Raw genomic sequence first — 14,825 nt, 5'->3', positions numbered from 1 at the left:
CTGCGCGAGGGAGAGGGGGGCGTGGCCCCACGGCGACCGGACTTCGGCCCGCGGCGCCTGCTAGACTGGCCTCATGTTCATGTCGCGCAAGCACATCACGGGGTCTCACGACCGGGGAGCCTGGCCCTGGCGTCGCCGGGCCGGCTGACCCGCGACGCTGCGTCTGGCCGGCTTCACGCCGGTCTTCGCAGCCACCCGATGTCTTGTTTGCGCGGCCGCCCGCTCCCGGGTGGGCCTGGGCCACGGAGGGCCCTGACGTGATCACCGAACTCGAATTCAAGAGCCTGGCCGAGCAGGGCTACAACCGCATTCCGTTGATCGGCGAGGCGCTCGCCGACCTGGAAACCCCGCTGTCGCTGTACCTGAAGCTGGCCGGAGGCCGGCCGCTGAGCTTCCTGCTCGAGTCGGTGGTCGGGGGCGAGCGCTTCGGGCGCTACTCCTTCATCGGCCTGCCGGCGCGCACGTTGCTGCGCGCCACCGGCGAGCACTGCGAGGTGGTGACCGACGGCCAGGTGACCGAGACGCACCACGGCAACCCGCTGGACTTCATCGAGGCCTACCAGAGCCGCTTCAAGGTGGCGCTGCGGCCCGGCCTGCCGCGCTTCTGCGGCGGCCTCGCCGGCTACTTCGGCTACGAGGCGGTGCGCTTCATGGAGCCCAAGCTGGCCAGCGCGCGGCGCGAGGGCGGCATCGGCACACCCGACATCCAGCTGCTGCAGACCGAGGAGCTGGCGGTCATCGACAACCTGTCGGGGCGGCTCTACCTGATCGTCTACGCCGATCCGTCGCAGCCCGAGGCCTACTTCCGCGGCAAGAAGCGGCTGGCCGAGCTGAATGACCGACTGCGCTACAGCGTGACCGCGCCGGCCGTGAAGCGCGGCCCCTCGCACGCGGTGGAGCGCGAGTTCGCGCGCGCCGACTACGAGGCCGCGGTGCTGCGCTGCAAGGAGTACATCGCAGCCGGCGACTGCATGCAGATCGTGTTCGGCCAGCGCCTGCGCAAGCGCTACACCGAGAGTCCGCTGTCGCTGTACCGTGCGCTGCGCTCGATGAACCCGTCGCCGTACATGTACTTCTATGACATGGGCGACTTCCAGATCGTCGGCGCCTCGCCCGAGATCCTGGTGCGCCACGAGCAGGTGCCCGAGGGCCAGAAGGTCACGATCCGCCCGCTAGCTGGCACCCGACCGCGTGGCGCGACGCCCGAGCGCGACCTCGCGGTCGAGGCCGAGCTGCTGGCTGACCCGAAGGAGCGCGCCGAGCACCTGATGCTGATCGACCTGGCGCGCAACGACATCGGCCGCATCGCGCAGACCGGCTCGGTCAAGGTGACCGAAGCCTTCGCGGTCGAGCGCTACTCGCACGTGATGCACATCGTCAGCAACGTCGAGGGCCTGCTGAAGCCGGGCACGACCAACATGGACGTGCTGCGCGCGACCTTCCCGGCCGGCACGTTGAGCGGCGCGCCGAAGATCCGCGCGATGGAGATCATCGACGAGCTCGAACCGGTGCAGCGCGGCATCTACGGCGGCGCCTGCGGCTACCTGAGCTTCGCTGGCGACATGGACGTCGCGATCGCGATCCGCACCGGCATCGTCAAGGACAACGTGCTCTACGTGCAGGCGGCGGCCGGCATCGTGGCCGACTCGGTGCCCGAGCTGGAGTGGAAGGAAACCGAGCACAAGGCGCGCGCCGTACTGCGCGCGGCGGAGCTGGTCGAGGAGGGCTTCTGACATGCTCCTGATGATCGACAACTACGACAGCTTCACCTTCAACCTGGTGCAGTACTTCGCCGAGCTCGGCGAGGAGGTGAAGGTGTTCCGAAACGACGAGATCACGCTGACCGAGATCGAGGCGCTGCGGCCCGATCGCCTGGTGCTCTCGCCCGGCCCCTGCTCGCCGGCCGAGGCCGGCATCTGTGTCGAATCGATCCGCCACTTCGCCGGCAGGCTGCCGATCCTGGGCGTGTGCCTGGGTCACCAGGCGATCGGCGCGGCGCTGGGCGGACGCATCGTGCGCGCCCAGGTGCAGATGCACGGCAAGGCGAGCGAGATCACGACCGACCGGCACGGTGTGTTCGCGAACCTGCCCGAGCGCTTCAACGTGATCCGCTACCACTCGCTGGCGATCGAGCGCGCGACGCTACCGGCCGAGCTGGCGGTGAGCGCGACCACGCCGGACGGCGAGATCATGGGCGTGCGCCACCGCTCGCTGCCGATCGAGGGAGTGCAGTTCCACCCCGAGTCCATCCTGACCGAGCATGGCCACGCGATGCTGAAGAACTTCCTCGAAGGAGCTCGCTAGATGATCACGGACACCGCCGCCCTTCAGCGCACGATCGAGCACCGCGAGATCTTCCACGACGAGATGCTGCACCTGATGCGACGCATCATGAGCGGCGAGATGTCGCCGGTGATGATCGCCGCGCTGGCGGTGGGCCTGCGCGTCAAGAAGGAGAGCATCGGCGAGATCGCCGCTGCGGCCACCGTGATGCGCGAGTTCGCGACGCCGGTGCCGGTGGCCGACACCGAGCACCTGGTCGACCTGTGCGGCACCGGCGGCGACGCCGCCCACACCTTCAACATCTCGACCACCGCGATGTTCGTCGCGGCGGCAGCCGGCGCGCGCGTGGCCAAGCACGGTGGGCGCAGCGTGTCCTCCACCTCGGGCAGCGCCGACGTGCTCGAGGCGCTGGGCGCCAGCATCGACCTCGCGCCGGCGCAGGTGGCCGAGTGCCTGGCCGAGTCGGGCATCGGGTTCATGTTCGCGCCCAACCACCACCCGGCGATGAAGCACGCCGGCCCGGTGCGCAAGGAACTCGGTGTGCGCACGATCTTCAACATCCTCGGGCCGCTCACCAACCCGGCGGGCGCGCCGAACCAGCTGATGGGCGTGTTCCACCCCGACTTGGTCGGCATCCAGGTGCGCGTGCTGCAGCGCCTGGGCTCGCGCCACGTGCTGGTGGTCTACGGCATGAACGGCATGGACGAGATCTCGCTGTCCGGCGAGACGCTGATCGGCGAGCTGAAGGACGGCGAGGTGCGCGAGTACACGGTGCATCCGAGCGACTTCGGCCTGCCGGTCTACGACACCCGGGGGTTGAAGGTGGCGAGCAAGGACGAGTCGGTCGGCTGCATCCGCCGCGCGCTCGCCGACGAGGCAGGGCCGGTGCGCGACATCGTGCTGCTCAACGCCGGCGCGGCGCTGTACGCCGCCGACGTCGCGCCATCGATCGGCGAGGGTGTGCGCCAGGCGCGCGAGGCGGTGGCCTCGGGTGCGGCGGCGAAGACGCTCGAGCGGTTCGTCGCGACGACGCGCCGGCTCAAGGGGGCGGCGTGAGCGGCGAAGACATCCTGCAGAAGATCGTCGCGGTCAAGCGGGACGAGATCGTGGCCGCGCGCAAGCGGCGCTCCCTTGCCTCGCTGCGCGCCGACGCAGAGTCGGCCGAACGGCGCGCCGACCTGCGCGACTTCACCGGCGCGCTGCGCGGGTGCGTCGCGGCCGGCCGGCCGGCGGTGATCGCCGAGGTCAAGAAGGCCAGCCCGAGCAAGGGCGTGCTGCGCGAGCACTTCGTGCCGGCGGCGATCGCCGAGAGCTACGCCCGCCACGGCGCGGCCTGCCTGTCGGTGCTGACCGACGAGCGCTTCTTCCAGGGCTCGGTCGACTACCTGTTGGCCGCCCGCGCCGCCTGCCCGCTGCCGGTGCTGCGCAAGGACTTCATGGTCGACGACTACCAGGTGTTCGAGGCGCGCGAGATGGGTGCCGACTGCATCCTGCTGATCGCCGCCTGCCTGGCCGACGCCCAGATGGCCGACCTGGAAGCGGTGGCGCAGGCGATCGGCCTGGCGGTGCTGGTCGAGGTGCACGACGGCGCCGAACTCGACCGCGCGCTGCGGCTGAAGACTCCGCTGGTCGGCATCAACAACCGCAACCTGCGGACCTTCGAGGTCACGCTCGACACCACGCTGGGCCTGTTGCCGCGCGTGCCGCCGGACCGCCTGCTGGTGACCGAGAGCGGCATCCTCGCTCCGGCCGACGTGCGGCGCATGCGCGAGGCCCAGGTGCACGCCTTCCTGGTCGGCGAAGCCTTCATGCGCGCGCCCGATCCCGGCTTGGCGCTGGCCGCGCTGTTCGGCTGAGGCGCGTGACCGCCGCCGATAGCGCGCTGGACGACGAGGCCCTCGACGCCGGCTGGCGGCCGGTGGTCGGCGCCTTCCGCGGCTCGGTCGCCGGGCAGAGACTAATGGAGCGGCTCGCCGCGCGCCGCGCGGCCGGCGCAACCGTCTACCCGCCGCAGCCGCTGCGGGCGCTGCAACTGACGCCGCTGGACTCGGTGCGTGCCGTCATCCTGGGCCAGGACCCGTACCACGGCCCCGGCCAGGCCGAGGGGCTGGCGTTCTCGGTGCCCACCGGGGTGCGCCCTCCGCCCAGCCTGCGCAATATCTTCGCGGAACTGCAGCGCGACCTCGGTCAACCGATGCCGGCCTCGGGCAGCCTGCTCGCCTGGGCGCGGCGCGGCGTCCTGCTGCTCAACACCAGCCTGAGCGTCGAGGATGGCCTGCCCGGCAGTCATGCGAAATTCGGATGGGAAGTGCTCACTGACTCGCTGATCGCGGCAGTCGCGCGGCAGCCTCAGCCGGTGGCTTTCCTGCTGTGGGGCGCGCACGCCCAGGCCAAGGCGGCCGTCGTGGCCGCCGGTGGCGGGCCGCACCGCATCTGGCAGGCCAACCACCCGTCGCCGCTGTCGGCGCGCCGGCCGCCGCTGCCCTTTATCGGCTGTGGGCATTTCTCGGCCTCGGCCGACTTCCTGGCGCGCGCCGGCCGGCCGCTCGACTGGTCGCTGGGCGCCTGAATCCGGCGCGGGGCCGGGGGATGATGCTTGTCCGCCGAAGGCGCCGTGATATAGTCGCGGGCTCGTCCCGGAGGGGTGCCCGAGTGGCTAAAGGGGGCAGACTGTAAATCTGTTGGCTTACGCCTACGCTGGTTCGAATCCAGCCTCCTCCACCAGGGCGAATCGTTTTTCGTTTGAGAGTGCCGTGGTCTTTCGGGGCCGCAAAACCGTGTGATGTGCTGGCTGTGCCGGTCCGGGCAGTGACTCCCAGGGCGGGAGTAGTTCAATGGTAGAACCCTAGCCTTCCAAGCTAATGACGCGGGTTCGATTCCCGTCTCCCGCTCCACAGTTCCACGGGTTTGCGGGCCTTCTGGCGATGGGAAGGTTCGGCGGTCGGTAGTGATGTGTGCCTTGGTTCTGTCGAGCCGGGCGCAGACCAGTATCGATGCCCATGTGGCTCAGTGGTAGAGCACTCCCTTGGTAAGGGAGAGGTCGCGCGTTCGATCCGCGCCATGGGCACCACCTTCGCACGCACTCTCAAGCAACTGTCACCCGCGACCTTCAGGAGATCGAGATGGCCAAGAGCAAATTCGAGCGGACCAAGCCGCACGTGAACGTTGGGACGATTGGGCACGTGGACCACGGGAAGACGACGCTGACGGCGGCGATCACGACGATTCTGTCGTCGAAGTTCGGTGGTGAGGCCAAGGCGTACGACCAGATCGACGCGGCGCCCGAAGAGAAGGCGCGCGGCATCACGATCAACACGGCGCACGTTGAGTACGAGACCGCCAACCGGCACTACGCGCACGTTGACTGCCCCGGACACGCCGACTACGTGAAGAACATGATCACGGGTGCGGCGCAGATGGACGGCGCCATCCTCGTGTGCTCGGCCGCCGACGGCCCGATGCCCCAGACCCGCGAGCACATCCTGCTGGCCCGTCAGGTCGGCGTGCCCTACATCATCGTCTTCCTGAACAAGTGCGACATGGTCGACGACGCCGAGCTCCTCGAGCTGGTGGAGATGGAAGTGCGCGAACTGCTCGACAAGTACGAGTTCCCCGGTGACGCCACCCCCATCGTCCACGGCTCGGCCAAGCTCGCCCTCGAAGGCGACAAGGGCGAACTCGGCGAACAAGCCATCATGAAGCTGGCCGAAGCCCTCGACAGCTACATCCCCACGCCCGAGCGTGCGGTGGACGGCGCCTTCCTGATGCCGGTGGAAGACGTGTTCTCCATCTCCGGGCGCGGCACCGTCGTCACCGGCCGTGTCGAACGCGGCATCATCAAGGTCGGCGAGGAAATCGAGATCGTCGGCATCAGCGCCACGCAGAAGACCACCTGCACCGGCGTCGAGATGTTCCGCAAGCTGCTCGACCAGGGTCAGGCGGGCGACAACGTCGGCATCCTGCTGCGCGGCACCAAGCGCGAAGACGTGCAGCGCGGCCAGGTGCTGTGCAAGCCCGGCTCGGTCAAGCCGCACACCCACTTCACCGCCGAGATCTACGTCCTGAGCAAGGAAGAGGGCGGCCGACACACGCCGTTCTTCAACAACTACCGTCCCCAGTTCTACTTCCGCACGACGGACGTGACGGGCGCGGTGGAGTTGCCCAAGGACAAGGAGATGGTGATGCCGGGCGACAACGTGAGCATCACGGTCAAGCTGATCAACCCGATCGCGATGGAAGAAGGCCTGCGCTTCGCCATCCGTGAGGGCGGCCGCACCGTCGGCGCAGGCGTCGTCGCAAAAATCATCGAGTAATCATTTCAAGGGTTGCGTAGGGGTATAGCTCAATTGGCAGAGCGTCGGTCTCCAAAACCGAAGGTTGGGGGTTCGATTCCCTCTGCCCCTGCCACGCATCGCCCGGAGTCCGACAGGCACTGATCGAATCGAACGCACATGCCGGCGCGCAGCGGCCCGCAGGGAGTCCACGGACCCCGCGGGCCTTGCTGCTGTAGGGCGGCCCTCGTGATCGAACCGAAGCAAGATGAACAACCCAACCGTCGAAACCGTTTCCACCGGCGCTGACAAGGCCAAGCTCGCCGCCGCGGGCTTGCTGGTCGTCGCCGCGGTCGCCGCGTTCTACCTGCTCGGCAAGCAGGACCTGTGGCTGCGCGTGGCCGCGCTGCTGGGACTGATGGTCGCCGGCGTGGCCGTGTTCTTCACGGCCGAGCCGGGCAAGGCGCTGGCCGGCTTCGGCCGAGACTCGGTCCGTGAACTGCGCAAGGTCGTGTGGCCAAGCCGCAAGGAAGCGATCCAGATGACGGGCTATGTGTTCGCCTTCGTGTTCGTGATGGCGCTGTTCCTGTGGCTGACCGACAAGACCCTGGAGTGGGCGCTGTACGACTTGATCCTGGGTTGGAGGCGCTGAAAGGCGCGAGGTTGAACATGAGCGAAGTCCAGACCCCAGCCACCACCGACGCCGTACCCGCCAGCCCGCTGCGCTGGTACGTGGTGCATGCCTACTCCGGCATGGAGAAGGCCGTCGAACGCAACCTGCGCGAACGCATCGACCGTGCCGGCATGCAGGCCAAGTTCGGCCGCATCCTCGTCCCGACCGAGGAAGTGGTCGAGATGAAGAACGGCAAGAAGGCCGTGACCGAGCGCCGCTTCTTCCCCGGCTACGTGCTGGTCGAGATGCTGATGGACGATGAGTCCTGGCATCTGGTGAAGCACACCTCCAAAGTCACCGGCTTCGTCGGCGGCGCGAAGAACCGCCCGGCGCCGATTTCCGAGGCCGAGGTGATGAAGATCGTGCACCAGATGCAGGAAGGCATCGAGAAGCCGCGCCCCAAGGTCGAGTGGGAAGTGGGCGAACTGGTGCGCGTCAAGGAAGGCCCGTTCACCGACTTCAACGGTGCCATCGAAGAAGTCAACTACGACAAGTCGAAGGTGCGCGTCTCGGTGACGATCTTCGGCCGCTCGACGCCGGTGGAACTGGATTTCCACGAGGTCGAGAAGGTCTGATGCATTCAGCCCCGATGGCGGGGCGGCGCGCCGCAAGGCAGGCGCCAGACGCCATCCGTTGCTGCCGGTGACGTGACATCGGTGTGAGGAGCCCGGGTAACCAGTCCCTGGCGTTTGCACTCGACCTCCAGCGCAGGCCGCGAGGGAGGTTCTAGGAGAAACACATGGCCAAGAAGATTGTCGGCTTCATCAAGCTGCAAATCCCGGCCGGCAAGGCGAATCCGTCGCCCCCGATCGGTCCCGCGCTGGGTCAGCGCGGCCTCAACATCATGGAGTTCTGCAAGGCGTTCAACGCCCAGACCCAGTCGATGGAACCCGGCCTCGTGCTGCCGGTGGTGATCACCGCGTTCGCGGACAAGAGCTTCACCTTCGTGCTGAAATCGCCGCCCGCCACGGTGCTGATCAAGAAGGCGATCAAGCTCGACAAGGGCTCGTCCAAGCCGCACACCGACAAGGTCGGCAAGATCACCCGGGCCCAGCTCGAGGAGATCGCCAAGACCAAGACCAAGGACCTGACGGCGGCCGACCTGGACGCTGCGGTCCGCACCATCGCGGGCACCGCCCGCTCGATGGGCGTCACCACGGAGGGTGTCTGACATGGCCAAGCTCACCAAACGCCAGAAGGCCCTCGAGGGCAAGGTCGACAGCCTGAAGCTGTACGCGATCGACGATGCCTTCAAGATCGTGCGTGACTGCGCGACCGCGAAGTTCGACGAATCGATCGACGTGTCCGTGCAACTCGGCATCGATGCGAAGAAGTCAGACCAGGTGGTCCGCGGCGCCGTCGTGCTGCCCAACGGGACCGGCAAGACCAAGCGCGTGGCGGTGTTCGCCCAGGGCGCCAAGGCCGAGGAAGCCAAGGCCGCCGGCGCCGACGTGGTCGGCATGGAAGACCTGGCCGAACAGGTCAAGGCCGGCAACCTGAACTTCGATGTCGTGATCGCGTCGCCGGACACGATGCGGATCGTCGGTACGCTGGGCCAGATCCTGGGCCCGCGCGGCCTGATGCCGAACCCGAAGGTCGGTACCGTGACGCCCGACGTGGCCACCGCAGTGAAGAACGCCAAGGCCGGCCAGGTGCAGTTCCGCGTCGACAAGGCCGGGATCATCCACACGACGCTGGGCCGCCGCTCGTTCGACGGCGACAAGCTCAAGGGCAACCTGCAGGCGCTGATCGAGGCGCTCAACAAGGCCAAGCCGGCGACCAGCAAGGGCATCTACCTGCGCAAGGTCGCGGTGTCGTCGACCATGGGTGTCGGCGTGCGCGTGGACGTGGCGTCGATCAACGCCGCCGCGCAGGGCTGATACATCGGACAAGGGTCTCGCGAGTGTCTGGCGCGAGATCCGGCTGAATTGGTGGGTCGTGCCGGTGAGCCTCTCGGGGCAATCCGGCGCGGGCCGTCAAAGACCGTTGGTGCGGCGCGAGCCGCCTAAATGAGGTGTCGGCCGAAGGGTCGGCGACGAAGCCAGCGCAGATGGCGATCCCGCTGAACGGGCATGGCCGTCGAGGACGAAGCGATTCGTGATCGGCGGGGTTCCTGGACAGAAGGTCGCTGAAGTGGGTGCCGCGGACCGCAAGGTCCGGGGCGCATAAGCAAAGGAGTGGACCTTGAGTCTGAATCGCAACGAGAAAGAAGCCGTCGTGGCGCAGGTGTCGGCCCAGGTGGCCAAGGCACAGACGCTGGCGCTGGCCGAGTACCGCGGACTCACGGTGGAACACTTGAACGCGCTGCGCAAGCAGGCGCGCGAGAAGGGCGTCTATCTTCACGTGCTGAAGAACACGCTCGCTCGCCGTGCCGTCGCTGGCACCTCGTTCGAAGTGGCCGCCGGGAGCATGGCTGGCCCGCTGATCTACGGCTTCTCCGAAGACGCTGTGGCAGCAGCCAAAGTCATCGCGGACTTCGCAAAGGGCAACGACAAGCTGGTGATCAAGGCCGGCGCCTATGCCGGCAAGGCCCTGGACGCCGAGGGCGTGAAGGCGCTGGCATCGATCCCGAGCAAGGAAGTGCTGCTGTCGCAGCTGCTGGGACTGATGCAGTCGCCGGTCTCGCGCATCGCGCGCGTACTGGCCGCGCTGGCCGAGCAGCGAGGGGGGTCGGCGGAAGCCGCGCCCGCCGAGGCTGCCGCCGCCTGATCTTCATTCAATTTCAACGCATATCTAGGAACCAAAATGGCATTCGATAAAGACGCATTCCTGACCGCCCTCGACAGCATGTCGGTGATGGAGCTCAACGAGCTGGTCAAGGCCATCGAAGAGAAGTTCGGCGTGTCCGCCGCCGCGATGGCCGCCCCGGCTGCCGGCGGTGGTGGTGGCGCTGCTGCTGCGGTGGAAGAGAAGACCGAGTTCAACGTCGTTCTGCTCGAGGCCGGCGCGAACAAGGTGTCGGTCATCAAGGCCGTGCGCGAACTGACGGGCCTGGGCCTGAAGGAAGCCAAGGACCTGGTCGATGGCGCTCCGAAGAACGTGAAGGAAGCGGTGGCCAAGGCCGACGCCGAAGCGGCTGTGAAGAAGCTGGTGGAAGCCGGCGCGAAGGCCGAGCTGAAGTAATCAGACGCGGCGCACGGGGCTGGGTGCCGGATCGGCCCCAGCCTTTTGCGCTTCCTGGAGCGATCCCTCTCATTAGCCCTTGGGGGGTGTCAGAAAGATCCTCGAGGTCATAATCGAGGGTTTCTCCGAGGGCCGTGAGCACCTGGAAGTCTCCCTTGGGGGTTTCCAAGTGTTCTCTGAAACGACTGCAGGGAACCGGTTTGGTCGGGCTGGGGTGCAATGCCCTGGTTGTCCGCCAGCGGCTGGTAGTGGCCAGCCACCAAGCAGCAGACGCAAGGTCTGCGTCGCCAGTCGCCGAAAGAGTGTCGCCTAGGCCGGGCGGTGCTCGTTCGACACGGAGTGATCAATGGCGCAAGCAACCCCCTACAGCTACACCGAGCGCAAGCGCATCCGGAAGAGTTTCGGAAAGCGCGAGAACGTCTTGGGCGTGCCCTATCTGCTGACGATGCAGAAGGATTCCTACGTCGCCTTCCTGCAGAAGGACGTGCCGCCCCAAAAGCGCAAACCGGAGGGCTTGCAGGCCGCCTTCCTCTCCGCCTTCCCGATCGTCTCGCACAACGGGTTCGTGGAGATGAAGTACATCGAGTTCAACATGGCCAAGCCCGCGTTCGACACGCGGGAATGCCAGCAGCGCGGCCTGACCTACGCCGCCGCGGTGCGCGCCAAGCTGCAGATGATCATCTATGACCGCGAAACCTCGACCTCGCAGTCGAAGGTGGTCAAGGAGATCAAGGAGCAGGAGGTCTACATGGGTGAAGTGCCCCTGATGACCGACTACGGCTCCTTCATCGTCAACGGCACCGAGCGCGTGATCGTTTCGCAGCTGCATCGCTCGCCGGGCGTGTTCTTCGAGCACGACAAGGGCAAGACCCACAGCTCGGGCAAGCTGCTGTTCAGCGCCCGCATCATTCCTTACCGCGGCTCGTGGCTGGACTTCGAGTTCGACCCGAAGGACATCCTGTACTTCCGCGTCGACCGCCGTCGCAAGATGCCGGTGACGATCCTGCTGAAGGCCATCGGTCTGAACCCGGAGCAGATCCTCGCGAACTTCTTCGTGTTCGACAACTTCCGCCTGATGGACTCGGGCGCGCAGATGGAGTTCGTGGCCGACCGGCTGCGCGGCGAGATCGCCCGCTTCGACCTGACCGACAAGGCGGGTGCCGTGATCGTCGAGAAGGACAAGCGCATCACGGCGCGCCACACGCGTGCGCTGGAAGCGTCGGGCACCAGCTTCATCAGCGTGCCGGAAGACTTCCTCGTCGGCCGCGTGCTGGCGAAGAACATGGTCGATGCCGACACCGGCGAGATCATCGCGAAGGCCAACGACGAACTGACCGATTCGCTGCTGAAGAAGCTGCGCACGGCCGGCATCAAGGACATCCAGTGCCTGTACACGAACGAGCTCGACATGGGCGCGTACATCTCGCAGACGCTGGCCTCCGACGAGACCGCCGACGAGCTGGCCGCTCGCGTGGCGATCTACCGCATGATGCGCCCCGGCGAGCCGCCGACCGAGGACGCGGTGCAGGCCTTGTTCAACCGCCTGTTCTACAGCGAGGACACCTACGACCTGTCGCGCGTCGGGCGGATGAAGTTCAACGCCCGCGTTGGGCGTGACACCGCCGAAGGCCGCATGGTGCTGGCCAACGACGACATCCTCGACGTGGTCAAGATCCTGGTCGAGCTGCGCAACGGCCGCGGCGAGGTGGACGACATCGATCACCTCGGCAACCGCCGCGTGCGCTGTGTCGGTGAGCTGGCCGAGAACCAGTACCGCTCGGGTCTGGCGCGCATCGAGAAGGCCGTGAAGGAACGTCTCGGCCAGGCCGAGACCGAGGCGCTGATGCCGCACGACCTGATCAACTCCAAGCCGATCTCCGCGGCGCTGAAGGAGTTCTTCGGGGCGAGCCAGCTGTCGCAGTTCATGGACCAGACCAACCCGCTGTCCGAGATCACGCACAAGCGTCGCGTCTCGGCCCTGGGCCCGGGTGGCCTGACCCGCGAGCGCGCCGGTTTCGAGGTGCGCGACGTGCACCCGACCCATTACGGCCGCGTCTGCCCGATCGAGACCCCGGAAGGTCCGAACATCGGCCTGATCAACTCGCTGGCGCTGTACGCCCAGCTCAACGAGTACGGGTTCCTCGAGACGCCGTACCGCCGCGTGATCGACAGCAAGGTCACCGACCAGATCGACTACCTGTCGGCCATCGAGGAAGGCAAGTACGTCATCGCGCAGGCCAATGCCGGTCTCGACAAGGACGGCAAGCTGATCGACGAGCTGGTGTCGGCCCGCGAGAGCGGCGAGTCGGTGCTGACCTCACCCGAGCGCATCCAGTACATGGACGTGGCGCCGACGCAGATCGTGTCGGTGGCGGCCTCGCTGGTGCCTTTCCTCGAGCACGACGATGCGAACCGCGCGCTGATGGGCGCGAACATGCAGCGCCAGGCCGTGCCGGTGCTGCGCCCCGAGAAGGCCTTTGTCGGCACCGGCGTCGAGCGCGTCTCGGCGGTCGACTCGGGCACGGTTGTCACGGCCAAGCGGGGCGGCGTGGTCGACTACATCGACACCAACCGCATCGTGATCCGCGTCAACGACGCGGAAACGGTGGCGGGCGAGGTCGGCGTCGACATCTACAACCTGATCAAGTACCAGCGCTCGAACCAGAACACCAACATCCACCAGCGCCCGATCGTCCAGCGCGGTGACCAGGTGGGTGCCGGCGACGTGATCGCCGACGGCGCGTCGACCGACATCGGTGAACTGGCGCTCGGCCAGAACATGCTGGTCGCGTTCATGCCCTGGAACGGCTACAACTTCGAGGACTCGATCCTGATCTCGGAGCGCGTGGTCGCCGACGACCGCTATACCTCGATCCACATCGAGGAACTGGTGGTGATGGCGCGTGACACCAAGCTGGGCTCGGAGGAAATCACCCGCGACATCCCGAACCTGTCCGAGCAGCAACTCGGCCGGCTCGACGAGTCGGGCATCGTCTACATCGGTGCTGAGGTGAACCCGGGCGACGTGCTGGTCGGCAAGGTCACGCCGAAGGGCGAGACCACGCTGACGCCGGAAGAGAAGCTGCTGCGCGCGATCTTCGGCGAGAAGGCGTCCGACGTGAAGGACACCTCGCTGCGCGTGGACCAGGGCACCAACGGCACCGTGATTGATGTGCAGGTGTTCACCCGCGAAGGCATCCAGCGCGACAAGCGCGCCCAGCAGATCATCGACGACGAGCTCAAGCGCTTCCGCCTGGACCTGAACGACCAGCTGCGCATCGTCGAGGCCGACGCCTTCGACCGGATCGAGAAGCTGCTGGCCGGCAAGACGGCCAATGGCGGTCCGAACAAGCTCGCCAAGGGCACGCCGATCGACAAGGCCTACCTGGCGAGCGTCGACAAGTACCATTGGTTCGACATCCGCCCGGCGGACGACGACATCGCCAACCAGCTCGAGTCGATCAAGAACTCGCTCGAGCAGACGCGCCACAGCTTCGACCTCGCCTTCGAGGAGAAGCGCAAGAAGTTGACGCAGGGCGACGAACTGCCGGCCGGCGTTCTGAAGATGGTCAAGGTCTACCTGGCCGTCAAGCGCCGCCTGCAGCCGGGCGACAAGATGGCTGGCCGCCATGGCAACAAGGGCGTGGTCTCCAAGATCGTTCCGGTCGAGGACATGCCCTACATGGCCGACGGCACGCCGTGCGACATCGTGCTCAACCCACTGGGCGTGCCGTCGCGGATGAACGTCGGACAGGTGCTGGAAGTGCACCTGGGCTGGGCCGCCAAGGGCATCGGCCAGCGCATCGGCGACCTGCTCCAGCAGGAGGCAAAGATCGCCGACGTGCGCAAGTTCCTCGACGAGCTGTACAACAAGTCGGGCGGCAAGTCGGAGGGCCTGAACGGCCTCAGCGATGCCGAGATCACCGAAATGGCGACCAATCTTGCGCAGGGCGTGCCGTTCGCGACGCCGGTGTTCGACGGCGCCACCGAGGAGGAGATCCGCGCGATGATGCACCTCGCCTATCCGGACGAGATCGCCGCGGCCAAGGGGCTGAACGCCACCCGCACCCAGGCGACGCTGCACGACGGCCGCACCGGCGACGCCTTCGAGCGTCCGGTCACCGTGGGCTACATGCACGTGCTGAAGCTGCACCACCTGGTCGACGACAAGATGCATGCGCGCTCCACCGGCCCCTATTCGCTCGTCACGCAGCAGCCGCTGGGCGGCAAGGCGCAGTTCGGCGGCCAGCGTTTCGGCGAAATGGAAGTCTGGGCGCTGGAAGCCTATGGCGCGAGCTATGTGCTGCAGGAAATGCTGACCGTGAAGTCGGACGACGTGAACGGGCGCACCAAGGTGTACGAAAGCATCGTCAAGGGCGAGCACGCGATCGAGGCCGGCATGCCGGAGTCGTTCAACGTGCTGGTGAAGGAAATTCGTTCGCTCGGCATCGACATCGAGCTCGAGCGCAACTAAA

13 protein-coding genes and 4 tRNA genes are annotated in these 14,825 nt (G+C 66.8%); all 17 read left to right on the top strand.

Features of this window, described 5'->3' with window-relative positions:
• Positions 1 to 257 precede the first annotated feature (257 nt).
• The 17 genes from trpE to rpoB all read left to right on the top strand — a co-directional run bounded on the left by trpE (position 258) and on the right by rpoB (position 14,824).
• The gene (trpE, locus tag MPE_RS17515) at positions 258 to 1,733 is read left to right on the top strand and encodes an anthranilate synthase component I (RefSeq protein ID WP_011831036.1); all 1,476 of its coding nucleotides are present in this window, start codon (positions 258 to 260) and stop codon (positions 1,731 to 1,733) included.
• A 1-nt stretch (position 1,734) separates the two neighbouring features.
• The gene (locus MPE_RS17510) at positions 1,735 to 2,304 is read left to right on the top strand and encodes an anthranilate synthase component II (protein WP_011831035.1); all 570 of its coding nucleotides are present in this window, start codon (positions 1,735 to 1,737) and stop codon (positions 2,302 to 2,304) included.
• Positions 2,305 to 3,339 (top strand): anthranilate phosphoribosyltransferase, encoded by a 1,035-nt coding sequence (gene trpD, locus MPE_RS17505; protein WP_011831034.1) that lies wholly within the window; start codon positions 2,305 to 2,307, stop codon positions 3,337 to 3,339.
• Entirely contained in the window at positions 3,336 to 4,139 is an 804-nt protein-coding gene (gene trpC / locus MPE_RS17500; RefSeq protein ID WP_011831033.1) for an indole-3-glycerol phosphate synthase TrpC, read from the top strand. Before trpD ends, trpC begins: the two co-directional genes overlap by 4 nt.
• A gap of 5 nt (positions 4,140 to 4,144) precedes the next feature.
• Positions 4,145 to 4,852: a uracil-DNA glycosylase gene (locus MPE_RS17495; protein ID WP_011831032.1), complete on the top strand. Its 708-nt coding sequence runs from the start codon at positions 4,145 to 4,147 to the stop codon at positions 4,850 to 4,852.
• 69 nt (positions 4,853 to 4,921) lie between these two features.
• Positions 4,922 to 5,007: transfer RNA gene (locus tag MPE_RS17490), tRNA-Tyr, on the top strand.
• Positions 5,008 to 5,103: 96 nt separating this feature from the next.
• A tRNA-Gly gene (locus MPE_RS17485) sits at positions 5,104 to 5,177 on the top strand.
• Between the two features lie 101 nt (positions 5,178 to 5,278).
• Positions 5,279 to 5,353, top strand: a tRNA-Thr gene (locus MPE_RS17480).
• 52 nt (positions 5,354 to 5,405) lie between these two features.
• Positions 5,406 to 6,596 (top strand): elongation factor Tu, encoded by a 1,191-nt coding sequence (gene tuf, locus MPE_RS17475; RefSeq protein WP_011831019.1) that lies wholly within the window; start codon positions 5,406 to 5,408, stop codon positions 6,594 to 6,596.
• Positions 6,597 to 6,614: 18 nt separating this feature from the next.
• Positions 6,615 to 6,690 (top strand) — tRNA-Trp (locus MPE_RS17470).
• Between the two features lie 132 nt (positions 6,691 to 6,822).
• Positions 6,823 to 7,206 (top strand): preprotein translocase subunit SecE, encoded by a 384-nt coding sequence (secE, locus tag MPE_RS17465; protein ID WP_011831031.1) that lies wholly within the window; start codon positions 6,823 to 6,825, stop codon positions 7,204 to 7,206.
• 17 nt (positions 7,207 to 7,223) lie between these two features.
• Positions 7,224 to 7,802: a transcription termination/antitermination protein NusG gene (nusG, locus tag MPE_RS17460; protein WP_011831030.1), complete on the top strand. Its 579-nt coding sequence runs from the start codon at positions 7,224 to 7,226 to the stop codon at positions 7,800 to 7,802.
• A gap of 164 nt (positions 7,803 to 7,966) precedes the next feature.
• The gene (rplK, locus tag MPE_RS17455) at positions 7,967 to 8,398 is read left to right on the top strand and encodes a 50S ribosomal protein L11 (RefSeq protein WP_011831029.1); all 432 of its coding nucleotides are present in this window, start codon (positions 7,967 to 7,969) and stop codon (positions 8,396 to 8,398) included.
• Position 8,399: 1 nt separating this feature from the next.
• A complete protein-coding gene (gene rplA, locus MPE_RS17450; RefSeq protein WP_011831028.1) occupies positions 8,400 to 9,107 on the top strand; it encodes a 50S ribosomal protein L1 in 708 nt (235 codons plus the stop codon).
• Between the two features lie 304 nt (positions 9,108 to 9,411).
• The gene (gene rplJ, locus MPE_RS17445) at positions 9,412 to 9,936 is read left to right on the top strand and encodes a 50S ribosomal protein L10 (RefSeq protein ID WP_011831027.1); all 525 of its coding nucleotides are present in this window, start codon (positions 9,412 to 9,414) and stop codon (positions 9,934 to 9,936) included.
• Positions 9,937 to 9,972: 36 nt separating this feature from the next.
• A complete protein-coding gene (rplL, locus tag MPE_RS17440; protein WP_011831026.1) occupies positions 9,973 to 10,350 on the top strand; it encodes a 50S ribosomal protein L7/L12 in 378 nt (125 codons plus the stop codon).
• Positions 10,351 to 10,696: 346 nt separating this feature from the next.
• Positions 10,697 to 14,824, top strand: a complete 4,128-nt coding sequence (rpoB, locus tag MPE_RS17435) for a DNA-directed RNA polymerase subunit beta (RefSeq protein ID WP_011831025.1) — start codon at positions 10,697 to 10,699, stop codon at positions 14,822 to 14,824.
• The last annotated feature ends 1 nt before the right edge of the window (position 14,825 follow it).

The organism is Methylibium petroleiphilum PM1 (genome assembly GCF_000015725.1).
GTDB lineage: Bacteria > Pseudomonadota > Gammaproteobacteria > Burkholderiales > Burkholderiaceae_C > Methylibium > Methylibium petroleiphilum.
Note: the sequence above shows the minus strand (reverse complement) of the source record. Positions and strands in the feature narration are given on the sequence as shown.

Excerpts from the sequence above, each read along its gene's own strand:
- rpoB (WP_011831025.1), top strand. The coding sequence starts at position 10,697 with ATGGCGCAAGCAACCCCCTACAGCTACACCGAGCGCAAGCGCATCCGG.
- rplA (WP_011831028.1), top strand. The coding sequence starts at position 8,400 with ATGGCCAAGCTCACCAAACGCCAGAAGGCCCTCGAGGGCAAGGTCGAC.
- secE (WP_011831031.1), top strand. The coding sequence starts at position 6,823 with ATGAACAACCCAACCGTCGAAACCGTTTCCACCGGCGCTGACAAGGCC.
- tuf (WP_011831019.1), top strand. The coding sequence starts at position 5,406 with ATGGCCAAGAGCAAATTCGAGCGGACCAAGCCGCACGTGAACGTTGGG.
- MPE_RS17510 (WP_011831035.1), top strand. The coding sequence starts at position 1,735 with ATGCTCCTGATGATCGACAACTACGACAGCTTCACCTTCAACCTGGTG.
- trpD (WP_011831034.1), top strand. The coding sequence starts at position 2,305 with ATGATCACGGACACCGCCGCCCTTCAGCGCACGATCGAGCACCGCGAG.
- rplL (WP_011831026.1), top strand. The coding sequence starts at position 9,973 with ATGGCATTCGATAAAGACGCATTCCTGACCGCCCTCGACAGCATGTCG.
- rplK (WP_011831029.1), top strand. The coding sequence starts at position 7,967 with ATGGCCAAGAAGATTGTCGGCTTCATCAAGCTGCAAATCCCGGCCGGC.
- nusG (WP_011831030.1), top strand. The coding sequence starts at position 7,224 with ATGAGCGAAGTCCAGACCCCAGCCACCACCGACGCCGTACCCGCCAGC.